Source organism: Streptomyces sp. NPDC057137, assembly GCF_042670825.1.
In the GTDB taxonomy this organism is placed as follows: domain Bacteria; phylum Actinomycetota; class Actinomycetes; order Streptomycetales; family Streptomycetaceae; genus Streptomyces.
The window spans coordinates 148975-174518 of the sequence record NZ_JBHUUW010000002.1; the positions used below are offsets into that span (position 1 = coordinate 148975).

General features: G+C 72.0%; 23 protein-coding genes. 13 read left to right on the top strand and 10 right to left on the bottom strand.

What is annotated here, in order from left to right; genetic code table 11:
- Nucleotides 1-153 precede the first annotated feature (153 nt).
- Together ACFT9I_RS03220 and ACFT9I_RS03225 are read left to right on the top strand one after the other, a co-directional pair.
- Nucleotides 154-1188 (top strand): ATP-binding cassette domain-containing protein, encoded by a 1035-nt coding sequence (locus ACFT9I_RS03220; RefSeq protein WP_382559947.1) that lies wholly within the window; start codon nt 154-156, stop codon nt 1186-1188.
- Nucleotides 1185-2045, top strand: a complete 861-nt coding sequence (locus ACFT9I_RS03225; RefSeq protein ID WP_382559949.1) for an ABC transporter permease — start codon at nt 1185-1187, stop codon at nt 2043-2045. Before ACFT9I_RS03220 ends, ACFT9I_RS03225 begins: the two co-directional genes overlap by 4 nt.
- A gap of 54 nt (nt 2046-2099) precedes the next feature.
- On the opposite strand, the gene ACFT9I_RS03230 is transcribed toward ACFT9I_RS03225, so the two are convergent.
- On the bottom strand, nt 2100-5516 hold the full coding sequence (locus ACFT9I_RS03230) for a BTAD domain-containing putative transcriptional regulator (RefSeq protein ID WP_382560244.1): 3417 nt from the start codon (nt 5514-5516) through the stop codon (nt 2100-2102).
- A gap of 182 nt (nt 5517-5698) precedes the next feature.
- Between ACFT9I_RS03230 and ACFT9I_RS03235 the strand changes: the two genes are divergently transcribed.
- A complete protein-coding gene (locus ACFT9I_RS03235; RefSeq protein WP_382559952.1) occupies nt 5699-6499 on the top strand; it encodes a site-2 protease family protein in 801 nt (266 codons plus the stop codon).
- Here the strand turns inward: ACFT9I_RS03235 and ACFT9I_RS03240 are convergent.
- Both ACFT9I_RS03240 and npdG read right to left on the bottom strand, forming a co-directional pair.
- Nucleotides 6492-6746, bottom strand: coding sequence for a hypothetical protein (locus ACFT9I_RS03240; protein ID WP_382559954.1), 255 nt, complete (start codon nt 6744-6746; stop codon nt 6492-6494). The genes ACFT9I_RS03235 and ACFT9I_RS03240 overlap by 8 nt on opposite strands.
- A gap of 12 nt (nt 6747-6758) precedes the next feature.
- The gene (gene npdG, locus ACFT9I_RS03245) at nt 6759-7469 is read right to left on the bottom strand and encodes an NADPH-dependent F420 reductase (protein ID WP_382559957.1); all 711 of its coding nucleotides are present in this window, start codon (nt 7467-7469) and stop codon (nt 6759-6761) included.
- 172 nt (nt 7470-7641) lie between these two features.
- Here npdG and ACFT9I_RS03250 point away from each other — a divergent pair, with 172 nt between their 5' ends.
- Nucleotides 7642-8271, top strand: coding sequence for a hypothetical protein (locus ACFT9I_RS03250; protein WP_382559959.1), 630 nt, complete (start codon nt 7642-7644; stop codon nt 8269-8271).
- A gap of 43 nt (nt 8272-8314) precedes the next feature.
- Nucleotides 8315-9655: an MFS transporter gene (locus ACFT9I_RS03255; RefSeq protein WP_382559962.1), complete on the top strand. Its 1341-nt coding sequence runs from the start codon at nt 8315-8317 to the stop codon at nt 9653-9655.
- Between the two features lie 104 nt (nt 9656-9759).
- On the opposite strand, the gene ACFT9I_RS03260 is transcribed toward ACFT9I_RS03255, so the two are convergent.
- Nucleotides 9760-9987: a hypothetical protein gene (locus ACFT9I_RS03260; protein WP_382559964.1), complete on the bottom strand. Its 228-nt coding sequence runs from the start codon at nt 9985-9987 to the stop codon at nt 9760-9762.
- A gap of 70 nt (nt 9988-10057) precedes the next feature.
- On the opposite strand from ACFT9I_RS03260, the gene map reads away from it, so the two are divergent.
- Together map and ACFT9I_RS03270 are read left to right on the top strand one after the other, a co-directional pair.
- Nucleotides 10058-10915, top strand: a complete 858-nt coding sequence (gene map, locus ACFT9I_RS03265; protein WP_382559967.1) for a type I methionyl aminopeptidase — start codon at nt 10058-10060, stop codon at nt 10913-10915.
- Nucleotides 10916-11095: 180 nt separating this feature from the next.
- The gene (locus ACFT9I_RS03270) at nt 11096-11761 is read left to right on the top strand and encodes a biliverdin-producing heme oxygenase (protein WP_354607819.1); all 666 of its coding nucleotides are present in this window, start codon (nt 11096-11098) and stop codon (nt 11759-11761) included.
- 52 nt (nt 11762-11813) lie between these two features.
- Here ACFT9I_RS03270 and ACFT9I_RS03275 read toward each other — a convergent pair whose 3' ends face one another.
- The 3 genes from ACFT9I_RS03275 to ACFT9I_RS03285 form a co-directional block, all read right to left on the bottom strand.
- Complete coding sequence (locus ACFT9I_RS03275; protein WP_382560247.1) at nt 11814-12473, bottom strand: PhzF family phenazine biosynthesis protein; 660 nt, start codon at nt 12471-12473, stop codon at nt 11814-11816.
- 137 nt (nt 12474-12610) lie between these two features.
- Nucleotides 12611-14257: an HtaA domain-containing protein gene (locus ACFT9I_RS03280; RefSeq protein WP_382559970.1), complete on the bottom strand. Its 1647-nt coding sequence runs from the start codon at nt 14255-14257 to the stop codon at nt 12611-12613.
- Between the two features lie 67 nt (nt 14258-14324).
- A complete protein-coding gene (locus ACFT9I_RS03285) occupies nt 14325-15815 on the bottom strand; it encodes an HtaA domain-containing protein (RefSeq protein WP_382559972.1) in 1491 nt (496 codons plus the stop codon).
- Between the two features lie 197 nt (nt 15816-16012).
- Here ACFT9I_RS03285 and ACFT9I_RS03290 point away from each other — a divergent pair, with 197 nt between their 5' ends.
- The 4 genes from ACFT9I_RS03290 to ACFT9I_RS03305 are packed head-to-tail and all read left to right on the top strand — an operon-like array spanning nt 16013 to nt 20091.
- Nucleotides 16013-17032 (top strand): hemin ABC transporter substrate-binding protein, encoded by a 1020-nt coding sequence (locus ACFT9I_RS03290; RefSeq protein ID WP_382559975.1) that lies wholly within the window; start codon nt 16013-16015, stop codon nt 17030-17032.
- Between the two features lies 1 nt (nt 17033).
- Nucleotides 17034-18167, top strand: coding sequence for a FecCD family ABC transporter permease (locus ACFT9I_RS03295; protein ID WP_382559977.1), 1134 nt, complete (start codon nt 17034-17036; stop codon nt 18165-18167).
- Nucleotides 18168-18214: 47 nt separating this feature from the next.
- Nucleotides 18215-19105 carry a heme ABC transporter ATP-binding protein gene (locus ACFT9I_RS03300; RefSeq protein WP_382560250.1) on the top strand — a complete coding sequence of 297 codons (891 nt, stop codon included), beginning with the start codon at nt 18215-18217 and terminating at the stop codon, nt 19103-19105.
- Nucleotides 19102-20091: a hypothetical protein gene (locus ACFT9I_RS03305; protein WP_382559979.1), complete on the top strand. Its 990-nt coding sequence runs from the start codon at nt 19102-19104 to the stop codon at nt 20089-20091. Before ACFT9I_RS03300 ends, ACFT9I_RS03305 begins: the two co-directional genes overlap by 4 nt.
- A gap of 63 nt (nt 20092-20154) precedes the next feature.
- On the opposite strand, the gene ACFT9I_RS03310 is transcribed toward ACFT9I_RS03305, so the two are convergent.
- Together ACFT9I_RS03310 and ACFT9I_RS03315 are read right to left on the bottom strand one after the other, a co-directional pair.
- Nucleotides 20155-20907 (bottom strand): bifunctional DNA primase/polymerase, encoded by a 753-nt coding sequence (locus tag ACFT9I_RS03310; protein ID WP_382559981.1) that lies wholly within the window; start codon nt 20905-20907, stop codon nt 20155-20157.
- A gap of 274 nt (nt 20908-21181) precedes the next feature.
- The gene (locus ACFT9I_RS03315) at nt 21182-21814 is read right to left on the bottom strand and encodes a TetR/AcrR family transcriptional regulator (protein WP_382559984.1); all 633 of its coding nucleotides are present in this window, start codon (nt 21812-21814) and stop codon (nt 21182-21184) included.
- Nucleotides 21815-22015: 201 nt separating this feature from the next.
- On the opposite strand from ACFT9I_RS03315, the gene ddaH reads away from it, so the two are divergent.
- Nucleotides 22016-22873, top strand: a complete 858-nt coding sequence (ddaH, locus tag ACFT9I_RS03320) for a dimethylargininase (RefSeq protein ID WP_382559987.1) — start codon at nt 22016-22018, stop codon at nt 22871-22873.
- Here ddaH and ACFT9I_RS03325 read toward each other — a convergent pair.
- The gene (locus tag ACFT9I_RS03325; protein ID WP_382559990.1) at nt 22865-23941 is read right to left on the bottom strand and encodes a small ribosomal subunit Rsm22 family protein; all 1077 of its coding nucleotides are present in this window, start codon (nt 23939-23941) and stop codon (nt 22865-22867) included. The genes ddaH and ACFT9I_RS03325 overlap by 9 nt on opposite strands.
- Before the next feature lie 214 nt (nt 23942-24155).
- Here ACFT9I_RS03325 and ACFT9I_RS03330 point away from each other — a divergent pair, with 214 nt between their 5' ends.
- The gene (locus ACFT9I_RS03330; RefSeq protein WP_382559992.1) at nt 24156-25469 is read left to right on the top strand and encodes a hypothetical protein; all 1314 of its coding nucleotides are present in this window, start codon (nt 24156-24158) and stop codon (nt 25467-25469) included.
- Nucleotides 25470-25544 lie beyond the last annotated feature (75 nt).

Here is a 25544-nt window from a genome sequence, read left to right on the forward strand (position 1 = left end):
GCCACTGCCGCAAGAGAAGACAGCCCGCCGACATCCCCCATCGGCGGGCTGTCGGCGTTCCCCCCGCGTTCCCCCGCGTTGTCCAGGCGCGTGTCGGCAGGCTGTCGGTCGGCTGTCGGTCCGTTGTCAGCGGCGGCTGCCAGGATCAACGGCATGACGCGAATCGACACAATCCCTGCCGACGGCACCACGGCCGTCACGGTACGGGGCCTGGTCAAGCACTACGGTGCGACCAAGGCGCTCGACGGCGTGGACCTGGACGTGCGTGAGGGCACGGTTCTCGGTGTCCTCGGCCCCAACGGCGCCGGCAAGACCACCCTCGTACGCTGCCTGTCCACCCTGATCCTGCCCGACGCCGGCACGGCCGTCGTCGCCGGCTACGACGTGGTGAAGCAGCCCCGGCAGCTCCGCCGCACCATAGGCCTCACCGGTCAGTACGCCTCGGTCGACGAGAAGCTCTCCGGCTGGGAGAACCTGTACATGATCGGGCGGCTGCTCGATCTGCCCCGTACGGCCGCCCGCAGGCGCGCGGACGAGTTGCTGGAGCGGTTCTCGCTCACCGAGGCGGCGAAGAAGCCCGTGCTCCAGTACTCGGGGGGTATGCGCAGGCGCCTGGACCTCGCGGCGTCGATGATCGGGCAGCCCTCGGTGCTCTACCTGGACGAGCCGACGACGGGCCTCGACCCCCGCACCCGCAACGAGGTGTGGGCCGAGGTCCAGCGGATGGTCGCCGAGGGCGTGACCGTCCTGCTCACCACGCAGTACATGGAGGAGGCCGAGCAGCTCGCGAGCGAGCTGACGGTCATCGACCGCGGCCGGGTCGTCGCGGGCGGCAAGGTCGACGAGCTGAAGGCGAGGGTCGGCGGCCGGACCCTGGAGATCCGCCCGAGCGACCCCGGCCAACTGCCGGAGATGGCACGGGCGTTGAACGAGACGGGCCTGGACGGCGTCGCGGGGTCGCAGGTCCAGGACGGCATGCTGTTCGTGCCGATCCTCGCCGACGTACAACTGACCGCCGTCATCGGCCTGTTGGCCGGGCGCGGATTCGAGATCGCGCACATCGGCACCCATCTGCCCAGCCTGGACGAGGTGTTCCTGGCGATCACGGGCGAGAAGGCCGGCGAACAGGGCGACGACACGAACGACGACGCGCGGAACGACGCGCAGCTGAAGGGGGTCGCGGCATGAGTACGGCGACAACGACGAAAGTGACGGAGCCCACACCGTCCGTCCGGACCGACAAGCCCGTCCGGGCCGCGACCGACGAGGGCCGGATCGGTCTGCGGGCCAATCTGCGGCACATCGGCGCCCTCGCGCGCCGTAACGCCCTCCAGATCAAGCAGGATCCGGAGTCGATGTTCGACGTCCTGCTGATGCCGATCGTCTTCACGCTGCTGTTCGTCTTCGTGTTCGGCGGGGCCGTCGCGGGCAAGGGCAACCAGTCCGAGTACGTCAGCTATCTGGTCCCCGGCCTGATGGCGATGATGGGGCTCAACGTCTCGATGGCCGTGGGCAGCGGGATCAACGAGGACTTCCAGAAGGGAGTCATGGACCGGTTCCGTACGATGCCGATCGCCCGGTCCTCGGTCCTCATCGCGAAGATCGTGGTCGAGGTCGGCCGGATGATGGTCGCCTTCGCGATCCTGCTGATCGTGGGCTTCGTACTCGGCATGTCGATCGAGACCTCGCCGCTCGAAGTGCTGGGCGCGATCGGTCTGTCGCTGCTGTTCGGCGCGTCGTTGATGTGGATCTTCATCCTGATCGGTCTGACCGTGAAGACGGCGCAGGCGGTGCAGGGGGTGGGATTCCTGGTGCTGATGCCGCTGCAGTTCGGCTCCTCGATCTTCACACCGCCGTCGACGATGCCGGGCTGGCTGCAGAACTTCACGGACTACAACCCGCTGTCGAATCTGGCCGACGCGGCGCGCGGGCTGTTCATCGGCGGGCCGGTCGCCCACGACCTGTGGATGACGCTGGCCTGGTCGGCGGTGATCACGCTGGTGACGGCGCCGCTGGCGGTGTCCAAGTTCCGCAAGAAGACCTGAGTCCCGCGAGAAGGGACCTGACCCGCGGCCCCGGGCTCCGGCCCGGGGGCGCGGTCAGACGCCGGCCAGGGCGAAAGCCTCGTCGAGGGTGAGCGCGCGACCCTCGGCGAGGGCCTTCTCGTACGCGGCGCCCGTCAGCCCCCCGGCATGGACCGCCGCCTCCGCCGCGTCCCGGCTCTCGCGCTCCTGCGCGGCCCGGTGGTGGCCCCGGGGCAGGTGCCGCTCGTACGCGCCCACCAGGCGCGCCCCGTCCCGTACCCGCTCCGGGCCGCCGAGTCCGGCCAGCGACCAGCCCGCGGTCAGCAGATGGACGGCGGGCATCTGCGGGGCGACCATCCGCGACATCGGGTCGAGCGTCCGGGCGAGTGCCAGCCGTGCCTGGTCGAGCCCTTCGGCGTACCGGCCGTCGATGTTGTCCAGCCAGGCGAGCATCCCGAAGACGAATCCCTCGAAGATGGCCAGGTTGGAATGCTGGAAGGTCCCCAGCAGCCGGCCCAGTTCCTCGCGGCCCTCGGCGGCGCGTCCGCTGCGGCCGAGCCAGATCGACAGATAGAGGCGGGCGGCCGGTTCGGCCTCGTAGTCGCGCCGGGCGGTCTGCGCGAGGATCTCGCGGAGGATCGCCTCGCCCTTGTCCCCGTCGCCCGTCTCCATCATCACGCCCGCCAGGCGGGTGCGCAGGAGCGAGACCTGCGCCTCGGCGCCGAGCAGCCGGGTGTTCTCGATGGCGGCGTGGTAGTCCGCGGCGGACCGCTCGAACTCACCGTTGCGCTCGAAGGCCTCGGCGCGGGCCGACAGTGCCTCGGCGGCGCCCCACGCGTCGCCGAGCCGGGTGAAGATCTCCAGACTCTCCTCGGCGTCCCGGCCCGCGTCGCCGACCCACTCGCTGCGGTTGGCGAGGATGTTGGCCCGCACCTGGAGGGCCGACGCCAGCTCCCACTCGTAGCCGAGGTCCCGGCACGCCTGGACCCTCGCGTCGGTGAACTCACGGAGCCGGTCGGCCTGTCCCGTCAGCATGATCGCGAAGAACCAGAGCGAGCCGGGCGTACGGCAGGTCTGCGGCAGACCGGGCGAGTAGGCCTCGCCGACGCGGTCCAGCCACTCCAGGGCCTCGGGCGTGGTCCAGGTGTCGAACTCGTGGTTCATGCTCGCCAGATGGATCATGCGGACCCCGCGCCGTGCCTCCAGCAGTTGCTCGGGCGCCATCGGCGGCGGCGCGTCCGTGCACCGTTCGTAGAGCGGCGGGGCGGGGGCGACGGGCACGTCGAAGGGATCGGGGCCCAGTTCGGCGGTGGCGTGCGCCCAGTGCCGCGCGTCGGCCCGCAGATCGCGGATCTGCCAGTACCAGGCGAGCGAGTGGACCAGGCACAGCGCCTCGTGCTCGTCCCGGTCGGCGACGGCGTGCCGCAGGGCGGTGCGCAGGTTCTCGTAGTCGAGCGTGATCCGCTCGATCCAGTGGACCTGCTCGGGGCCGCGCAGCTTCGGGTCGGCGAGCCGGACCAGCTCCCGGAAGTGCGTGAGATGGCGGCGCTCGGCGGCGGCGCGGTCACCGGACTCGTCCAGCCGCTCCCCGGCGTACTCCAGGACGGTCTCCAGCAGCCGGTAGCGCATCGCGCCGTCCGGGGCGGGGGCGGCGACCACGAGCGACTTGTCGACGAGCGAGCCGAGCAGTCCGAGCGCGTCGGGCCCGCACACGGCCTCGGCGGCGGCCAGGTCGCAGCCGCCCGCGAAGACGGACAGACAGCCCAGCGCGGTCCGCTCGGCGGAGTCGAGCAGGTCCCACGACCAGTCGACGACGGCGCGCAGCGTCTGCTGCCGGGGCAGTACGGTGCGGCTGCCGCCGGTCAGCAGCCGGAAGCGGTCGTCCAGGCGGTCGGCGATCTGCCGGAGTGTGAGCATCCGCAGCCGGGCGGCGGCCAGTTCGATCGCGAGCGGCAGCCCGTCGAGCCGGCGGCAGATCTCCTCGGCGGCGGCCGGGTCGTCCTCCGTACGGAAGCCGGGCCGGGCGGCGGCGCCGCGGTCGGCGAGCAGCCGCAGCGCCATCGGCTCCGGCAGCGGGCCGACGGGGCGTACGACCTCGCCGGGCACGCCGAGCGGTTCCCGGCTGGTGGCGAGGACGGTCACACCGGGGCACCGGACCAGCAGTTCCTCGGCCAGCCGGGCGGCGGCGTCCACGACGTGCTCGCAGTTGTCGAGCAGGAGCAGCATGCGACGGCGTGAGCAGTGCTCCACGAGCCGTACGAGGGGGTCGTTGGCGCCCGGGTCGACGGCCCGCAGGCCCTCGGCCCCGGCGCCGCGCAGCACGGTCTCCCGCGCCCCGAGCGCGACGAGGACGGCCTCGGGCACGGTCTCGGGATCATCCACGGGCGCGAGCTCGGCGAGCCACACCCCGTCCGGCCACCCCTCGTGGTCCACCCCGGCGGCGACCTCCTGCGACAGCCGCGTCTTCCCGGCCCCGCCGGGCCCGAGCAGCGTGACGAGCCGCGCGTCCCGGAGATCCCCCCGGAGGTCGACCAGGTCGGTGTCCCGGCCGACGAAGCTGGTGATACGGGCGCGGAGGTTGCCGGGGACGGCGTACGGCGCGGGGGCCGGGGCCGCGTCCGGGACGCCGTTCGACGGGGAGGCTCCGCCGGGACCGGCGGTCCGGGGCGCGGACCCGTTGGCCGAGGGGGCGGGGCCCGGCCGGGGCACGCCCCGCCGGTGGGCGTGCGCGTCCGTCGTCTCGTACGCCTCCGGGTTCAGCAACTCCTTGTGCAGCGCGCGCAGTTCCGGCCCCGGGTCCATGCCCAGACGGGTCGCGAGGTCGCGGCGGACCTCCTCGTACGCCGACAGTGCCTCCGCCGTGCGGCCCGCCGCGCGCAGGGCGCGGATGCGCAGCGCCTGGAGCAGTTCGTCGATCGGGTGCTCGTCGCAGAGCGCCGTCAGTTCGGGCAGTGCCGCCTCGGCGTGGCCGAGTGCCAGCGCCGCCGTGAGGCGGGCGCGGCGGGCGCCCAGCCGGCGGGACTCCCAGCGCGCCGACTCGGCCCGGTGGTCGGGCAGGTCGGACAGCGCGGGGCCGTGCCACAGCCCCAGGGCCTCGTCCAGCAGGTCGGCGGCCCGCCCGGGGCTGCCGGCGTCCAGGGCCTTGGTCCCCTCCGCCGTGAGCCGCTCGAAGCGGTACAGGTCCACGTCGTCCGGGTCGGCGCACAGCCGGTACCCGCCACTGTCCGAGACGACGGTCCCGGCCCCGAGCACCCGGCGGAGCCGGCTCACCAGGGCCTGCAGCGCGCCCGCCGCGTCCGCGGGTACGTCGCCGTCCCAGACCGCGTCGACGAGCGTCGCCGCCTGGACGGTCCGGCCGGGCCGCATCGCCAGCACGGTCAGCAGCGCGCGCAGCCTTGACCCGCCGACGGCGTACGGGGTGCCGTCGGCGCGCAGTGCCCGTGTGGGGCCGAGAAGCCGGTAGCGCACCCCACCATTGTCCGGTACGACCATCCGGTCGGCCGCCCGCTCCCCCAAGCCCGTGGACCACATGTGCCGGTTCCCCCCTTCCGTACTCCCAGCCTCCACGGAACCCATCCCCCCGCGCGAGACGTTCCCGGCGTGTCGCCTGTACGGTCGGGCACGCCCCGCCGCCCGTACCCGCCCGTACCCCTCCAGGCCTTCAGGAGCCGCGAATGACCACCGCACCCTCCCGTCGCGACCGGCGGATCAGTCCCGTCTTCCTCGGGATCGCCGCCGTCATGGCGGCCACCGGGTGGGCCGTGTGGACCGACTTCGCGGCGGACGCCCGTATCGCCGTCTTCCTCTTCGTCACGTCCGCGTGGATCGTCTCGCTCTGTCTGCACGAGTACGCGCACGCCCGCACCGCCCTGCACAGCGGCGACATCTCCATCGGCGCCAAGGGCTACCTGACGCTCAACCCCCTCAAGTACACGCACGCGTTGCTGAGCATCGTGCTCCCCGTGCTCTTCGTCATCATGGGCGGCATCGGTCTGCCCGGTGGCGCGGTCTTCATCGAGCGCGCCCGGATCCGGGGCCGGTGGCGGCACAGCCTGATCTCGGCGGCCGGCCCGCTGACGAACCTGCTGTTCGCCGTCGTCTGCACGGCGCCGTTCTGGCTGGGTCTGCTCGACGGCGTGCCGTTGGTCTTCCGCTTCGCGCTGGCGTTCCTCGCGCTGCTCCAGGTGACGGCCGCGATCCTCAACTTCCTTCCGGTGCCGGGACTTGACGGCTACGGCGTGATCGAGCCGTGGCTGTCGCACAAGTTCCGCGCGCAGGTGGAGCCGTTCGCGCCGTTCGGACTGATCGCCGTCTTCGGCATCCTGTTCATCCCCGAGGTGAACCGCGCCTTCTTCGACGGGATCGACGCGATCCTCGGTGGGCTCGGCATCAGCGATCTCGAAACGTACTGCGGTCAGAGCTTCTACCGCTTCTGGACGACCCGCGACGAGCTGTGCCAGTCGTTCGTCAGCTAGCGCCCTGCGCCGCCTTGGCCCGGCGCCGGTAGTACCACGCCATGTTCGACGACAGCCCGGCCAGCAGCACCCAGACGACGCCGAGCCAGCCGCTCCCCCGCGTGAAGGACAGCACGGCCGCCACGACGGACAGCAGGCAGACGACGAGGGCGTAGAGAGCGAGGCGGGGCATGGGGTCGGCTCCTGGTCCGGGGGTGGGAGGGACGCGCGTACGGCGCCCTGCGAAGACCCGTCCAGTGTCCCCCATGCCCCGGCCCCGTCAGATGTCGGTGACGCGCAGGCCCGCGTGCGCCTTGTAACGGCGGTTGACCGAGATCAGGTTCGCCACCAGCGCCTCCACCTGGTACGCGTTGCGCAGCCGGCCCGCGAACACCCCGCGCATACCGGGGATACGGGCCGCGAGCGCCTGCACGATGTCGGTGTCGGCCCGTACCTCGCCCAGCACCATCACATCGGTGTCGATCCGCTCGACCGCCGGGTCCTGGAGCAGCACGGCGGACAGATGGTGGAAGGCGGCGGTGACACGGGAGTCGGGCAGCAGGGCGGCGGCCTGCTCGGTGGCACTGCCCTCCGCCGGCTTCAGCGCGTAGGCGCCCTTCTTGTCGAAACCGAGCGGAATGACGCAGTCGACGACGAGCTTGCCCGCGAGTTCGTCCTTGAGCGATTCCAGCGTCTTGGCGTGGCCGTCCCACGGCACGGCGACGATGACGATGTCGCTGCGGCGCGCGCACTCGGCGTTGTCGGCGCCCTCGATACCGAAGCCGAGTTCGGCCGCCGCCGCCTCGGCGCGCTCGGGGGCGCGGGAGCCGATGATCATTTTCTGCCCGGCGCGCGCCAGCCGGTAGGCGAGCCCGCGTCCCTGGTCGCCGGTGCCGCCGAGAACTCCGACGGTCAGGTCCGAGACGTCGGGAAGCTCCCAGGGGTCCTTGGCGGGAGGCTTCGGCGTGCTGCCACTGTCAGTAGAGGTCATGGCCTCGACAGTACTTGTCGGTGCGGGAGCCACCCGGCACGGCCCTCACGGCCTCCGCCCGGCCCCCCGCGCCGGGGGTCCGCACGGCCTCCGCACGGCCGGAGTGGCCCGTTCGGGTGACGCCGCGCGGACCCCCGGCGCGGGGCGCGGCGCTGCGGCAGGATCCCGGCCCATGGATGCCGTACGCGTCGCCCTGCTCCGTGAAGTCCTGGCCGGTACGCGATGGCCGGCGGCGACCCGCCGGTTCGCCGCGTCCCTGCGGTCCTCCGTCGTGCCGCACGGCGGCGGCCTGCTGCTGGTCGGGACGCGGGCGTACGAGCCGTGGCACCTGGCCGCGCATCTCGTGGACGAGGCGGCGTGGTCCGGCCGCCCGGAGCTGGCCCCGCTGCTCGTACGGCACCGGGTACGGCCCGGCGACCCCGCGCATCTGGCCGTCGGGCTCGGCAGGCTGGCGGGCGCGGGACGGGGTGAGACTTTGCTGCTGGTGGCCCCGGAGCGGCCGGACGGCGGGCTGTTGGAGCGGGTGCACGACGCGCGGCGGGCCGGGGCGACGGTGCTGTCGCTGGGCAGCGGGGACCCGGAGGTGGTCGGTCTGGCGCACGACGCGCTCACGGTCGCCCCGCCGGCGCCGGAGATCGCCTCGGACGGGGCGTCGGGAATCGACCTAGACATGGTCCAGCACCTGGTCAGCGCGGCGGCCGGCGAGAACAGCCTGCCGTCGACGCGCGGCAGGCTGCGCCTCCGGGACCGGCTGTCGCGGCTCGCCGACCAGTTGACCTCGCCGCCGCCCGCCCGCTGGTAATGGACTTGCCCGTCGTGACCGTCACGACGCAGCATGGCCTCTCGTGACCAAAAAGCTTTCCGCGATCCTGCCGGACCTCACCCCGCTGCGCACACTGCGTGAGTTCCGACTCCTGTGGATCCAGGGCCTGGTGACGTATTTCGGCAGCTCCATGGCCATGATCGCGCTGCCGTTGCAGATCAAGGACCTCACGAACTCGCCGCTCGCGGTCGGCGCGATGGGCGCCGTCGAGCTGGTCCCGCTGATCGTCTTCGGGCTGTACGGCGGGGCGCTCGCCGACGCGGTCGACCGCCGCAAACTGATCCTGCTCTCCGAGGCGGGCCTCGGGCTGCTCGCGGTCGTCCTGCTGATCAACGCGCTGCTGCCGAGCCCGGCGCTCTGGCCGCTGTACGTCGTGGCCGCGGGCGTCTCCGCGCTCGCGGGCATCCAACGGCCCGCGCTGGACTCCCTGATAGCCCGGATCGTGCCGCACGCCCAGCTGACGGCGGCTGCCGCGCTCAACGCGCTGCGCTGGCAGACCGCGGCGGTCGCCGGCCCCGCGACGGCCGGTGTCGTGGTCGCGTTCTCGGGAACGGCGACGGCGTACGCGCTGACCGTGACCGGGTTCGTCGCCTCCGTACTGATGTGTCTGCGGCTGCGGCCGGCACCGCCTTCCAAGGAGGCGGCGAAGCCGTCGCTGCGCGGGATCGCCGAGGGCGCGCGGTACGCGTGGAGCAAGCCGGTGCTGCTGGGCACGTACGCGATCGACCTGAGCGCGATGTTCTTCGCCTTCCCGCTCGCGATCTTCCCGTTCCTGGCGGAGGACCTGGACGCGGAGTGGGCGCTCGGCCTGATGTACGGGGCGATTCCGCTCGGCTCCGTACTGATCAGCCTGACCAGCGGCTGGGCGTCGAAGGTCCGGCGGCACGGCTTGATGGTGGTGCTGGGCGCGGGCGGCTGGGGCCTGGCGATGACCCTGGCCGGATGGATGCCGAACATCTGGCTGGTGCTGTTCTGCCTGATGCTGGCGGGCGCCGGCGACATGCTCAGCGGGCTGGGCCGCTCGACCATCTGGAACCAGACGATCCCCGAGGAGCTGCGGGGCAGGCTGGCGGGCCTGGAGGTGCTGTCGTACAGCGTGGGCCCGCAGCTCGGCCAGGTCCGCGCGGGCACGGTGGCCGGCTGGACGGGCACCCGCCCGGCTGTCTGGAGCGGCGGGGTGGCGTGCGTGGTGGCGGTGGGGCTCCTGGCCGCGGTGCTGCCGAAGCTGATGACGTACGACTCGGACACGGACGAGGACGCGTTGCGGCGGAAGGCGCAGCAGGAGGCGGAGCTGGCGGCCGAGGCCGCTGCCGATGCCGAAGCGCCTGCCGCCGAGGCCCCCGCGCCCGGGGCGGTGGCCTGACGGCTGCGGGCGCGGGCCCGGCCTCGCGGCCCAGGCGCTTGGCAGGGACCCGCCCTCGGGGCCGGGGGCCGTCCTCAAACGCCGGACGGGCCGGCTCGGGAAGGTCAGCTCGCGGGTGGGTCGGTCGGTTTGTCGTGCCAGCGAGGGTCCGTCTCCCACTCCTGGTTGCGTTCCGCCGCCGTCTCCATCGCGTTCTCCGCCTCCTGCCTGGAGGCGTACGGGCCGAAGCGGTCCTTGGCCGGACAGTCGGGGCCCTCCTCGACCCGCTTGTGCTGGAGGCAGTAGTACCACTCGCCCGGCTTGCCCACCGTGCGCTTCTTGAACAGGGCCATCGTCGGCTCCTTCCTCTGAACGCCATGCTGCCCCACCGGCGGCTTCTCAACGCTGGTTAGACTCGCTGCTATGTCTGGCCAGTCACTGCTCGTACCCGGGGAGCTCTCTCCCGTCCGTTCCGTTCCCGGAAAGATCCGGCGCCCCGAGTACGTCGGGAAGCCTCTGCCGACCCCGTACACCGGGCCGGAGGTGCAGACCGACGAGACCGTCGAGCTGATGCGGATCGCCGGCCGGATCGCCGCGCAGGCGATGGAGGAGGCCGCGAAGCACATCGCGCCCGGCGTCACGACCGACGAACTCGACCGGGTCGCGCACGAGTTCATGGTCGACCACGGGGCGTACCCCTCCACCCTCGGCTACCGCGAGTTCCCGAAGTCGCTCTGCACCTCGGTCAACGAGGTCATCTGCCACGGCATCCCGGACTCCACCGTGCTGCGCGACGGCGACATCGTGAATCTCGACGTCACCGCCTACATCAACGGCGTGCACGGCGACAACAACGCCACCTACTACTGCGGTGACGTCGACGAGGAGTCGCGGCTCCTGGTCGAGCGGACCCGTGAGTCCCTGAACCGGGCCATCAAGGCCGTCCGGCCCGGCCGGCAGATCAATGTCATCGGCCGCGTCATCGAGTCGTACGCCAAGCGCTTCGGTTACGGCGTGGTCCGTGACTTCACCGGGCACGGCATCAACTCGTCCTTCCACTCCGGGCTGATCATCCCGCACTACGACAGCCCGCACGCGACGACCGTCATGCGGCCCGGCATGACCTTCACGATCGAGCCGATGCTCACGCTCGGCACCCACGAGCACGACATGTGGGACGACGGCTGGACCGTCGTGACGAAGGATCGCAGGCGGAGCGCCCAGTTCGAGCACACGCTCGTGGTGACGGACGCCGGTGCGGAGATCCTGACCCTGCCCTGACCTGACCCGATCGCCGGGTGTCGCCCGCGCGATCAACGGGTACCTCTTTTACCGACAGGACGTCGGGAACCAGTTGACTTAGGGTCCCCTAAGTAGGAGGATCGGCGAAGGCAAGCGCCTGTGCTGCCGCGCCGGATCTCGGTCTGGTTTTCCGTCCCCCTCGGCCCCCGGAGGCCCGCCTTGGACGCAACCGCCACCGCCACCCCCTTCTCCACGCTGATCCGTGTCGCCTCGCACGAGAAGCACACCGAGGTGAACACCTCGACCTTCATGAGCGACCTGCTGGGGCAGCGGTTCGGAGTGGAGGCGTACACGCGCTACACCGAACAGCTCTGGTTCGTGTACCGGGCGCTGGAGGACGCCGCCGGGACGGTCGAAGGTGATCCGGTCGCCGGCCCCTTCGTCCGGCCCGAGCTGATGCGCATCGACGCCCTGGAGCGCGACCTGACGCATCTGCGCGGTGCCGACTGGCGCGAGGGCCTTGAGCCGCTGCCCGCCACCGCCGCGTACGCCGCGCGGATCACCGAGTGCGCCCGCACCTGGCCCGGCGGCTATGTGGCCCACCACTACACGCGCTATCTCGGGGACCTCTCCGGCGGCCAGGTCGTCCGCGACATGGCCGAGAAGACCTGGGGCTTCGCGCGCAAGGGCGACGGCGTCCGCTTCTACGTCTTCGAGGAGATCGCCAACCCGGCGGCGTTCAAGCGCGCCTACCGCGAGCTGCTGGACGCGGTGCCGGCGGACGACCTGGAGAAGCAGCGCATCATCGAGGAGTGCCACCGGGCGTTCGACTTCAACGGGGCCGTGTTCCACGAGCTGGAAGGCGAGTTCCCCCTCAGCGCGTAGGGGGTGTCTTGTCGATCAGGCCGGATCAGGGAGCGGGGTGGGTGGACCGCGTTCAGCGGGGCGGGAGCAGGCGGACGCGCCCGCCGATCTCGATCGAGCCGTCAGGGCCGGGGGCAGTGAGGATCTGCGACCCCCGGCCCTGCGTGATGTTCAGCGCCCGCCCCAGCTCGGCGGTGAGCAGCAGGGCCGCCGCGCCCGTCGCCTCGTCCTCCACGATGCCGTCGTCACGGCGCGGGAAGGCCCGCGCCCTGATCCGGCCGGCCGACTCGTCCTGCCACGCCCACGCGTAGAGCCAGCCCTCGCCCGGCGGCGGGGCGGGGAGCGCGTCGACCTCCGCGACAGTCCCGTAGCGGCACAGGGTGCGCGGCGGAGCCCATTCGGGGCGCGCCGTGATCCAGGTGAACTCGCCGTCCTGGCGTACCCACACCTCGCCGACGGGTGGGTTGACCACCTCCAGGTCGAGCAGCCACGCGGCCCCGACGAGCGGGTGTCCGGCAAACGGCAGCCGCAGGCCCGGGGTGTAGATGTCCACGTAGCCGCGCTCGGGGTCGTCCACGAACACGGTCTCGCTGAAGCCGAGTTCGGCGGCGAGCGCCTGCCGTGACGCCTCGTCGGGGTAGTCGCGGCCCTCCCGTACGACTCCGAGCGCGTTGCCGTGCCGCCCGTCGCCCCCGCAGAAGACGCGCAGTATCTCGATGCCGCCGCTACCCATGTCAGTCACGGAGGCATTGAAACATCACGTACGAGGTGTGCCGGACGGGGCAGGGCCGTACCGCGATTCCCCTGCGGTACGGCCCTGCCCCGTTGTCGGCGTCCGGCGGGCTCAACTCACCTGTCGGACCTCGCCCGTCAGACCTCGCCGGTGGCCGGGTCACGGCGCCGGGCGAGGTGGACGGCGGCCCCGCCCGCGACGGCGAGCGCGCCCGCCGCGCCCATCAGCGCGCCGGTCGGCAGCTCGGCGCCGGTGCTCGCGAGGTTTCCCGTGCCGCCCGCGGAACCGCCGGCCGTACCGGCGGAGCCACCCGCGGAGCCGCCGACGGAACCGCCGCCGGCCGTACCGCCGGTACCGCCCGTGGTGCCGGCGCCGCCCGTCGAACCGCCGGCGCTGCCGCCGGCCGAGCCGCCCGTACCACCGGCGCTGTCGCCCGTACCACCCGTACCGCCCGAGCCTCCCGGAAGTTGGCCGTCCTCCGTGAGGGAGACGGCGGCGGTGACGGCGTCGAGCGCCTCGCCCGCCTCGTACATGCCGCCGAACGCCTTCGTGCCGTCCGCGGTGAGCGTGGCGGGCACGGCGTTCAGCGCGACGACGCCGTCCTTGGCCTTCAGCTCACCGGCGGGCAGGTCGAGCGTGGCGATGGTCAGGTCCTCGAAGGTGGAGACCTCGTGGGTCGTCCGGTCCTTGGTGCTGACATCTGCGACGAGGGTGCCCTCGCCGTTCTCGACCTCGGCCTCCAGACCGCTGAGCTTGAGGTCGAGTACGTACGAGCCGGCCTCCTCATGTCCCAGGAAGCGGACCGATCCCTCGAACTCGGCGGTGAGGGTCTGCGCGTCGGCGTCGAAGGAGCCGGTGGCCTTCGGGAAGCGGTACGCCTCGCCCGACTGGGCGGCGCCCGCCGCGAGTTCGACCTTGCCCTTGGCGATGGGGCCGGTCACATACGTACGGAAGCTCTTCTTCACGCCCCAGTCGAGATTGCCGTCGATGATCGGCCCGTCCACGACGGCCGGGGTGCTGGGCTCGTCGGTGGGCTCGTCCGTCGGTTCGTCGGTGGGCTCATCCGTGGGTTCGTCCGTCGGCTCATCGGTCGGCTCATCGGTCGGCTCATCGGTCGGCTCGTCCGTGGGGGCCTTGCCCGCCGTCACGGAGAGCGTCGCCGGGTCCAGCGCCGCGCCCGCGGCGTAGAAGCCAGCGAACGCCTCGGAGCCCGCCGCCGTCAGCTTGGCGGGTATGTCCTTGAAGACCATCGCGCCGTTCTCGCCCTGCCCCGGCGTGACCGCCGTCAGGTCGAGATCCGCGATCGAGACGTCGTCGCTGGTCTCGGTCCTGCCCTCGGTCACGCTGGTGACGTCGGCGGTGATCTCCCCCGCCGTACGGCCGGTGTTGACCTTCACATCGCTCAACTTGATGTCGAGGACGCCGTGGTGGCCCTCGAAATGCACGCTTCCTTTGAAGGTGGTGGCGGTGGCGTGCGTGCCCGTGTCGTAGGTGCCCTTGCCGTCGGTGAAGGTGAACACGCCGTTGCCGGTGGCCTGGGTGGCACCGTCGGCGGCCGTGATCTTCCCACCGGCGACAGGTGAGAGCAGGTACTTACGGAAGGACTCCTTGAAGCCCCACTCCAGGGTGCCGTCCTTCAGTTCGAGCTGCGGGGCGGCCGGTGCTCCGGGAGCGGCGAGGGCGCCGCCGGAGGCGAACGCCGGGACGGCGAGCGCGGTCGCGCCGATGGCCACGACGGTGGCGACTGCTGCGGCAAGGGCTATGGGACGTCGGGTGGCTGGCATGTTCGGGGGTCTCCTCGGTGGATGGAAAGCGCGGAAGGAGCGGGGGGGTGGGGAGGGGGAAGGAAAGTCAGGTCCCGTCGGTGCGGGTGTCGGTCGTCGCCGCCGGGGCAGCGGTCGCTGTCGCCGTCGAGCTACGGCGTCGGACGCCGACGTACACCGCGAGGGCGGCGGCGAGCAGCACGCCCGCGCCGATGCCCGCGTACGTAAGGGCGTCGGAGGAAGAGGAGGCGGAGGCGGACGCGGCATCGTCCACCCCCGCCGGCTTGGTGGGTTCGCCGGCCGCCGCACCGGACTTCGGCTCGGCGGACGCCGCCGCGTCGCTGCCCAGATCGGGCAGCGCGGGCAGCTTCGCCTTCTTGTCGACGGCGACGGCGAGCGAGACGGGGTCCATCAGCGTGCCCGCCTTGTACAGGGAGCCGAAGGCCTTGGCACCGCCCTCGGTGAGCGTCGCGGGCGCCTCGGTGAGCGCGGCGAGGCCGTTCTTCGGTGCGAAGTCCCCGGCGGCGAAGGTGACCAGGGCGACGGCCTTGCGCGGCGCCTGGCCCTCGCTCGCGACATCGGCGGCCAGGGTGCCCTTTCCGCCCTTCACCTGAACGCTGATCTCGCTGAGTGTCAGGTCCAGTTGGGTTCCGGTGAAGTGGACGCTGCCCGCGAATTCGGCGTCGAGTGTCTGCTTCTTCGCGTCGTACGTGCCCTTCCCTTCGGGGAAGCGGAAGAGTGCGCCGCCGCCCTGTGCCCCGTCGGCGAGCGTCCAGCGGCCCTCGGCGATGGAGCCGGTGACGTACTCACGGAAGGTACGGCGTACGCCCCAGTCGACGGCCGCGTCCCGCAGAGCGCCCTCGGCCTGCTCGCTCTCGGCCTTGTCGGCGCCCGCGCCCGCGTCCGTGTCCTTGTCGGCCGGTTTCCGCTCGGGCTTCGTCGCCGGGTTCTTCGCGGCGGCCACGTCCACGGACAGGCTGATCGGGTCGAGCGGTGTCCCGGCGGTGTAGTACCCGGCGAAGGCGGTGGCGCCCTGGGCGGTGAGCGTCGAGGGGACGTTGCTGAGGGCGACCGGGCTGCCGCCGCCCCTCATGTCGATCCCGCCGAGATCGAGCGTGGCGAGCGGGACCTGGGACGACGTGGTGACCTTGCCGCTCCCCTTGGCCTTGCTGGCCATGTCGGCGTACAGGGTGCCCCCGCCGCCGGAGATACGGACCGTGGGACGGCTGATGGTGAGATCCAACTCGTGCGATCCGTCGGACCTGGTGTGGCCGACGAACCGGACGCCGCCGCTGAATCCGGCGCGCAGCGCGCCGCTGTCGGGGTCGTACGTCCCCGAGGCGGAGTGGAACCGGAACTGGCTGCCGCCCACGGTGGCCGCGCCCCCGTTGAGGCTCCAACTGCCGCCCGCTATGGGGCCGGTGACATAGCTCTGGAAGGAGGACTTGATCCCCCAGTCGAGCCGGCCGCCCTGCACGGTGCGGTTCGCCGCGTGGGCCGTGGCCGTCGGGAGCAGCGCCCCGAGGAGTGCGGCGAGCAGCGCGACGGCGAGGGCGCGCACCGGTCTGGACGACAGCATCAGAAGATCACTCCCACGTCGGAGAAGTCGGCGGCCACGGGCACGCCGAAGAGAGCCCGGTTGAGTCACACCCGGACCTGGTAAGAAAGGTAAGGCTAACCTAAGCTATCTCCAGCCCGGTTCGGAACCCTTCCGTCCGGGGCACCTCGACGGACCTCCGACCGAACTCCGGCGGGGCTCCACACAACGACGGGACGGTGCACTCCGTGCGCACTCAACGACTGGCGGGCGCGGTCATCTCGGTGCTGACCCTCGCCCTGCTCGCCACCGGCTGCGGCGGCAACGACACCGGCAGCAGCAGGGCGAAGGGCTCCGGTTCGACGGCCACCGCCGACCGGGTCGAGCCGCTGGCCACCGTCCCCGAGCCGGAACTGCCGGTCACCGTGGACTCCGCCGACGGCACGAAGGTCACCGTCACCTCCACCGACCGGCTCGTCCCCCTCACCGGATCGCTCAACGAGATCGTCTTCACCCTCGGCCTCGGCAAGAACGTCGTGGCCCGCGACATCACCGCCACCTTCGAACAGGCGGCGAAACTGCCCGTGGTGACCCGCGCGCACGACGTCTCGGCCGAGAGCGTCCTGTCCCTCCGGCCGACACTCGTCATCGCCGAGACCACCACCGGACCGGCGGAGGCCGTCGACCAGATACGCGACGCCGGGATCCCCCTCCTCGTGGTCGAACCGGCCAAGAGCCTGGACGACGTCGGCAAGCGCATCACGACCGTCGCGCACGCCCTGGGCGTCGACGCGGCGGGCGACGAGCTGAGTACGCGTACGGCCGAACGGATCGCCGCCGTACAGAAGCGGATCCCGGCCCCCGCCGACGGCGAGAAGCCGCGCGTCGCCTTCCTCTATCTGCGCGGCTCGGCGTCGGTCTATCTGCTCGGCGGCCGTGACTCCGGGGCGAGTTCGCTGCTGGAGGCCGCCGGCGCCGTCGACGCGGGCAAGGAGTCGGGCCTCGACAAGGACTTCACCGCGATCACCAGCGAGGCGCTGGCGAAGGCGGCTCCCGACGCAATTCTCCTGATGACCAAGGGACTTGACTCCGTGGGCGGTCCCGACGGACTGGTGAAGATCCCCGGCGTCGCCGAGACACCCGCCGGGCTCGACCGCCGATTCGTCTCCGTGGACGACGGCGTGCTGCTCAACTACGGGCCCCGTACGGACCAGGTGCTCGCGTCCCTGGTCGAGCAGCTCTACCCGGACGGCGAGTGAGATGACATCCACACCCACCGTGCCGACCACACCCACCGCACCCACCGCACCGGCTTCGCCGCCGGACACGTCCCCGTCCGAGGACGCCCCGCGCAAGGAACCTCAACGACGAAGCACCACCTGGCTGTTGACCGCCGGGCTGCTCGGCGTACTGCTCCTGCTCTGTCTGCTCTCCGCCGGGCTCGGCGCGTACGACATCCCGCTCGGCGACGTCCTCTCCTCCGTCCGGCATCGGATCGGCCTCGGCGGCGCCGCGCTCGAACGCGTCCCCGAGAGCGTGCTCTGGAACGTCCGACTGCCGCGCGTCGTCCTCGCGTTGCTCGTCGGCGCCTCGCTGGGCTGTGCGGGCGCCCTGATGCAGGGCGTGTTCGGCAATCCGCTCGCCGAGCCCGGGGTCATCGGCATCTCGGCGGGCGCGGCGGTCGGCGCCGTCGCGTCGATCGCGCTCGGCCTCAGCTTCCTCGGCAACTGGACCGTCACCGTCTGCGCGTTCGTCTCCGGGCTGCTGACGGTGCTGCTGGTGTACGCGATGTCCCGCTCCGGCGGCCGTACGGAGGTGGTCACGCTCATCCTCACCGGCATCGCGGTGAACGCCTTCGCGGGCGCGCTCATCGGGCTGTCCATCTTCTTCGCCGACAACGCGCAGATCAGCCAGATCACCTTCTGGCAGCTCGGCTCGCTCGCCCAGGCGACCTGGCCCAAGGTGCTCGCCGTCCTGCCGTGCGCGCTCCTCGGGCTGGCCGTCGCGCCCTTCTACGCAAGGAAGTTGGACCTCCTCGCGCTCGGCGAGCGGCCGGCCGGACATCTGGGCGTGGATGTCGAACGACTCCGTGTCGTCCTCGTCCTGGTCGTCGCGCTGCTGACGGCCGCCGCCGTCGCGGTGGCGGGCATCATCACCTTCGTCGGACTGCTGGTCCCGCATCTGCTGCGGATGGCGAACGGTCCCGGCCACCGCTTCCTGGTGCCGGGCAGCGCGCTGGGAGGCGCGCTGGTCCTGGTCGCGGGCGACCTCGCGGCGCGCACGGTGGCGGCCCCGGCCGAACTGCCCCTCGGTGTCCTGACGGCACTCTTCGGCAGTCCGTTCTTCTTCTGGTTGCTGCGCAGGACGCGGCGCAGGCAAGGGGGTTGGGCATGAGGGCCGGCACGATCGTGAAGGCCACGGCACACGCCGTGCTCCGTGACATGTTCGCCGGACGGGGCCGGGGCCGGGAGTTGCCCGCGCCGTTCGCCCCCGGGGACGTCGTCGCCGAGGCACGGAACCTGCGCGTACGGCTCGGGCGGCGCGACGTCCTCGGCGGCCCCGACGGCGGTGTGGACCTCGTCGTGCGCGCCGGTGAGGTCCTGGCGCTCGTCGGGCCCAACGGGGCGGGCAAGTCGACGCTCCTCGCCGCGCTCGCCGCCGACCTGGACGCCGCCGACACCGGCGGCGGGGTACGGATCGGTGGCCGCCCCGCCCACAACTGGTCGGCGCCCAAACTCGCCCTGCGCCGGGCCGTGTTGCCGCAGGCCGCCACACTCTCCTTCCCGTTCCCGGTGGAGGAGGTCGTGACGATGGGCCGCGCCCCCTGGGCCGGCACGGCCGCGGCGGACGACGACGAGGCGGCCGTGGCCGACGCGATGGCGGCGACCGAGGTCACCGAATTCGCCCGCCGCCCCTTCTCCGCCCTCTCCGGCGGCGAACGCGCCCGCGTCGCGCTCGCCCGGGTACTCGCCCAACGCGCCCCGCTGCTCCTCCTCGACGAGCCGACCGCCGCACTCGACCTGCGCCACCAGGAGTTGGTGCTGCGCGTCTGCCGGGCCCGCGCGGCGGCCGGTGACGCCGTCGTCGTCGTCCTGCACGATCTCGGACTGGCCGCCGCGCACGCCGACCGGGCCGCCGTCCTGCACGAGGGACGGGTCGTGGCGGACGGCCCGCCCGCCGACGTGTTCGACGGCGAACTGCTCAGCCGTGTCTACCGACAGCCCGTCGAGGTCTTCCCGCACCCGCGCACCGGGACCCCGCTCGTGATCCCGAGGCGGACCGGTAGGGTTCGGACGGTCAGTGGGGGTCACGGAGCAGAAGGCGACCGATGAGAAGGCCGATTCGGGCAGCGGCGGGGCTGGCGGCGGCGACGGTGATGTCGCTGCTCGCGAGTGGGTGTATGACGGTCCACGGTGAACTGGCGGTACTGCCGGGCGCGAAGAAGTCCGAAGCGGCCCAGGCCCTGGCGGATTTCACCGAGGCGTACAACAAGGCGGACAAGGCGTACGACCCCGGGCTGGACGCCGGCCGGGTCACCGGTGCGCTCGGTGCGATCAACCAGGCCGGGCTCAAGGCCAGGAGCATCACGAACCCGGACGGCAACGACCGCCACCAGCCGCTGGAGTTGACCGACGCGAAGTACCTCATCCCCAAGAAGGCGGGCTGGCCGCGCTGGTTCGTCGCCGACACCGACAGCAACCGCGACCGGGACGACGGCCCCGGCGACAACCGCTGGGTCCTGGTCTTCGTGCGGGGCGGCGCCGACCAGTTGTGGGAGGTCGCCTATCTCGCGATCCTCACGCCGGACGAGATCCCCGAGTTCAAGACCGACAAGGACGGCTACGCCGTACCGGCCCCGGCGGACAGCAAGTCGACGGCGGTGGCCCCCGGTGACGTGAGCACCGAGTACGCCTCGTATCTGAAGGACGGCGAGCCGGAGCACTTCGCACGGGGACCGCACACCGACGAGTGGCGGGACATCCGCGCGAAGAACGCCAAGCTGCCCGGTCTCACCATCCAGTACAGCGATCAGCCCCTGGACGACGGGGACTTCGCGCCTCTCGGGCTCGCCACGAAGGACGGCGGCGCGCTCGTCTTCTTCGCGATCAAGTACTTCGACCGGCAGACGGCCGCCCCCGGCTACACCCCGAAGGTGAGCGCCGACGTGAAGGCGCTGATGACCGGTGAGGTGGAGGACACCCTCACCAAGGAGTGGGTGTCGAGCCAGGCGGCGCTGCTGAAGCCGAAGGGCGCCGACGCGGACCACGTGAACGTGGTGAGCAGACTGCAAGGGGTGATCGGGGCCGAAGGCTCCTGAACACCCCTCGCAGACAGGGACGGACGTGACAGACAGGGACGGACGTGGCAGCCGCGCCGGAGGTCAGCGGCCGAGCGGCCAGGCCACCGGGTGCGGGTCCAGCTCGTGGTTCTCGCCCGCGTACCGCGCGCACGCGTCGGTCAGCGACTCCAGCAGCGTCAGCGGGTCGGGCAGCGGGTGCTCGGGGCCGCGCAGCCAGGTCATCGACAGCTCGCCGGGCAGTCTCGCCGGCGGTACGAGGACGTAACTGCCCCGGCAGTGCCAGCGGAAGCCCGGGTGCTCGTCCATCGTCTCGGGATGGCAGTCCAGTTCACAGGGCCACCACTCGTCCTCGTCCTCGGGCGTGCCGCGGGTGGCGGTGAAGAAGAGCATCCGGTCGCCGCCGGAGTCGGCCACCGGACCGACGTCGATGCCCGCGCCGAGCAGCCGCTCCAGCGCCCTGCTGCCGGCCTCCAGCGGGACGTCGAGGACGTCGTGGACCATGCCGGTCGCCGTGATGAAGTTGGCTTCGGGCTGGTTCGTGGCCCAGCGTTCGATCTGTGCCTCGTCGGTGGTGGACTGCGTCTGCCACGCGAAGGAGACGGGGTGTCTGGCGGGGGTGGGACAGCCGATGCGTTCGCACGAACATCGGTAGCCGATGGGATGCGCGGCGGGCGAGACGGGCATACCGGCGGCGGCAACGGCGAGGAGCAGTGCCAGGCGCGCGTCGGCGTCCGGAGCGGCGGCCCGGCCGTCGTCGGACTTTCTGGCGAGTCGGCGCAGCCACTGGGAAACCCTGCCCTCAGTGCCGCGGTAGCGGCCGAAATCGTCGCCCATCTATCCCCTCACCTCATGCATCGGCCCTCTCGGACTCTTCCATGTTCGCACCATCCTGCGCTTCGGGGGGCCGCACTCCTCAACCGGGGTGGGGAGGCGGATGCCGATCACTGGGCCTCATCACGGGCTATATCAGGAAATGAGCTACCGATGCGGGCGATGGGCACCGGTGGTGTTCGACACATTCGCCGGCCGGGAATCGGGCCGGACCGGGTTCCGGATCCGGGTACGGCACTGAGTGCCGTACGCGGCGGCCGGACGGACCGGAGGAACCTCATGAACCCGGCGGCCGTGGAGCCAGCCCGTTCAGCGCGTAGTCGACCAGCGAGTCCGCGTACGCGTGCGTGAGCGGCAGCGTCCGCAGCAGCCAGCGGTGCACGATCGGGCCGGTCAGCAGCTCCATCGCGGTACGCGGGTCGATGTCGTCCCGTACGGTCCCCGCCTCCTGCGCGGCCCGCAGCCTCCGTACATAGAGCGCGGCCTGCGGCTCCAGCAGCTTCTCCGCGTACTCGGCGCCGATCTTCGCGTCCACGATGCCCTCGGCGGCCAGCGCGCGGGTCGGCGCCTCGAACGTCGGGTCGTTCAGCTCGTCGACCGTGGCGCGCAGCACCAGCTTGAGGTCCGCCGCGAGATCGCCGGTGTCCGGGATCTCGTACGCGCTGTCGCCACCGCCCGCCGCCTGGGCGGCCTGTTCGCCGAGGTCGAGGAAGGCTTCGAGGAGTACGGCGGCCTTGGACGGCCACCAGCGGTAGATCGTCTGCTTGCCGACGCCCGCGCGGGCCGCGATGCCCTCGATCGTCGTCTTCGCGTAACCGGCCTCCCCGACGAGGGACAGGGCGGCGGCGTAGATCGCGCGGCGTGACTTCTCGCTGCGGCGGGTGGAGTCCGGTGCCTTGCTTTCAGCCATTTCGGCAGCCTACCAGCGAGGCGAGACGCATCGTCTCGCTCTAAGTCGTTCTGGCGCGTACGGCGCGGATGACGGGCCGATGGCCATTCGGCGGCGCCGGGTGAACCACCCGATCGGATCACTGTGCGAACGCCCCTCTGGGGCGGACCATGGACTCACCGCACACACCCCGTGCGACCCATCGTTCGTGAGGAGCCCTCGTTGCCTCGTGACGCCTCGCCCCGCCGCTATCTGATGTGCCCACCGGCGCATTTCAGAGTGACGTACTCGATCAACCCGTGGATGGATCCGTCGAAACCCGTCGATCTGCCGCTGGCTCTCGCGCAGTGGGAGGTGCTCCGCGACCGCTACCGCGCTCTCGGTCACACCGTCTCCCTGCTCGAACCCCGACCCGACCTGCCCGACATGGTCTTCGCGGCCAACGGCGCCACCGTCATCGACGGCCGGGTGCTCGGCGCGCGGTTCGCGCACCCGGAGCGCACGCGGGAGGCGGAGGCGCATCTGGCCTGGTTCCGCGCGCGCGGCTTCACCGACATCCATGAGCCGGCGCACATCAACGAGGGCGAGGGCGACTTCGCCGTCACCGCCTCGTACATCCTGGCCGGGCGGGGCTTCCGGTCCAGTCCGCTCTCGCACGACGAGGCACAGGAGTTCTTCGGCCGGCCGGTGATCGGCCTCGATCTGGTCGATCCGCGCTACTACCACCTGGACACGGCGCTCTGTGTCCTGGACGACGCGGCCGACGAGGTCATGTACTACCCGGGCGCGTTCTCGCCCGGCAGCCGGGCCGTACTCGCCCGGCTCTTCCCCGACGCGCTCATCGCCGAGGAGGCGGACGCGGCGGCCCTCGGGCTCAACGCCGTGAGCGACGGCCGCCATGTGCTGCTGCCGCAGGCGGCGGCCGGCCTCTTCGCCCCGCTCAGGAGGCGGGGTTACGAGCCGATCGCCATGGATCTGGGCGAGCTGCTCAAGGGCGGCGGCAGCGTGAAGTGCTGCACGCAGGAGCTGCGGCAGGAGCAGGAGCTGGATGTACGGAGGGAGTTGCTGCTCTCAGCCTGATTCGGGCGCGGAACCCGCTGCGGAATCCGGCGCGGGACCCGTCGCGGAATCCGGCGCGTCGTGGGGCGGCCAGGCGTCGCCCCACGACGCGTCCCGCGCGGCCCGGTACAGCGGCCCGTGCCGCTTGCTCACCGTCTCGCGGCGCAGCCCGTCCGCCTCCGTACAGAGGTCGAGCAGCATCTGTCCCTTGCGGGTCTGCGGCTTACGGGTCACCCGCGCCCGTACCGGCTCCGCGTCGAAGCGCACGGCCGCCACATAGCTGAACTTCTCGTCCTCGTACGCCAGCGAGCCCCCCTTCACCTGCCGGTGCAGCGACGACCGGCTCACCCGGGCGGCGAAGTGGCACCAGTCCGTGCCGGGTTCGATGGGGCACGCGCCGCTGTGCGGGCAGGGCGCGGCCACGCGCAGGCCCGCTCCGATCAGCAGGTCGCGGGCCTCGATGACGCGCCGGTAGCCGTCGGGCGTCCCCGGCTCGACGATCACGACGGCCTGTCCGGCGCGCGCCGCTTCGGCGACGAGGGCGCCGCGATCGGCGTCGGTGAGTTCGTTGAGGACGTAACTGACGGTGACGAGGTCGGACTCGGGGAGCTTCAGGCCCGTACCGATCCTGGTACGGCGCCAATCGACGTCCCGCAGCGCGGGCAGCCGCGACTCGGCGGCCAGCTCACGGCCGAGGGCGAGCGCGGGCTCGGCCCAGTCCAGCACGGCGGTGGTACGCACGCCTCCGGTCCTGTCACCCTCCTCGGTCCAGGTCGCCTCGGCCGCCCAGACCGCCGCCCCGGTGCCCCCGCCCACATCCACATGGCTGCCCGGCGCCCACCCGGGCGCGGCCCCGGCGAGCGCGTCGAGCGCGGACCGTACGGCCTCGAACGTGGCCGGCATGCGGTACGCGGCGTACGCGGCCACGTCGGAACGGTCACGCAGCAGCGGCGTACCGGTCGGGGTGTCTCCCCGGTAGTTGGCGATCAGCCGTTCGACGGCCTGGGCCGCCTGTCGCGGCGGCAGTCCGTCGAGCAGTCCGGCCAGCGCGGCACGCAGGACTTCGGCGGTGGGCAGGGAGGCGTTCACCGCCGAAAGTGTAGGCGCCCCGGGAGTGGCCGGAATCCGCCTGTCCAACTCTCGGCGGGCAGCTGACGGGCATGGAATCGGGGCTGAACGGACTGCGGCGGGCACCGGCCCAGTTGCTACGCTGACGGCCGTTGCCGCTCCATCGCCACACCGTGCTCGCGGGGGGACCAAGTTGTCGTTTTACCGTGCTCGCGGTCTGACGCCGATGTCCTTGATGACCAAGCGGCAGAAGATCGTGCGCATCACGCTCATCTCCGGGGTGTTCATCCTGGTCCTGCTGCTCGTACTCGCCAGCTGCGGCGGGACCAAGGACGACGCCAAGCCCCGGAAACCGGTGGTCAGCACCGGCCCCGAGACACAGCTGAACGTGCCCGACGGCTACAACACCCGGCGCGGCTGGGAGATCAAGGACGTGTCACCGCAGTACGCGGTCGCGTCCGCCACGGGTCTCGTCGCGTATCTGGCCCGGGTCGACGACAGCCGGTACCAACTGCGCACCCTGAACGCCGAGACCGGCAAGTCCGGTTGGTGGGGCGAGGCATGGCGGCCCCTGGCGCCGGTGGACCGGTACCCCCGGCTGCTCTCGGTGACCAAGGGTGACAAGCAGTACTTCGTGACGTGGTCGTACGGGCGGCTCGGCGAGTACGCGCTGGCGTCGGCCGACTCCCTCGTCTCCCTCGACGTGTACGACGCGAGCACCGGCGAGCAGCGGCGGGTGGAGGTGCCCTGGGCGGACGCGCCGACCGTGACGAGCACCGGCCCCGGCATTCTGATCAGCGACGGCAAGGCCGTCAGCGCGGTCGTCGACCCGACGACCGGCGAGGTGTCCAGGACGGCGCCCGGCTCGCTCGGCTATCCGAAGGACTGCCCGAACTGCAAGAAGCTGACCGAGGTGCGCGGGGTGACCGTGAACGGTCTGCTGGTGAGCGGGGCGAAGGAGTTCTGGGTACGGGGCGGCTGGTTCAGCCGGAAGGTCGCGCCGAAGGGCACCGAGCCCACCTCCGGAGTGCCGGCGTCGATGTCGGCCGGCCATGTTCTCGCCAAGTGGCAGAAGAAGAAGGGCGCGAAGGACGCCGCCACGCACGACCTGTGGGTGGTGCACGCCCTGGACACCGGCAAGGCCGTGGCGCAGGTGCGGTGCCGTAAGCCGGCGATCAACCCCGCCGCCCAGCCGCAGCTCATCTCCTCCCCCGACGGCCGCTATCTCATCGCGGGCAGGCTCGCCTTCGACCTGGACGAGAAGACGGCGTTCTGCTTCGAGGAGACGGACGGCACGAAGCCGCTGACGCTGACGTCGGTGTCGGACACGGGTATGGCGTACGGGGCGACGAGCGCCCGCAACGTGACGGACGCCCTGGCCGGCGGCGGCAATCCCGTACAGGTGAATCTCGCGACCGGGGAGCCCGAGCCGCTGGCGCTCAACGTGCGGCTGCCGAGCGGGGACGCGAACGGGGTGGGGCTGTTCCGCTGGACGGACGGTCAGGACCGGCAGCGTCTCATCGCCTACCTGCGGCGCGTCGAGGACTGACCGCTACCTGCGGCGCGTCGAGGACTGATCGCCCGAGGCGCCACTGTCCGGGCGCGTGGCGCCTCGCGCGGTCAG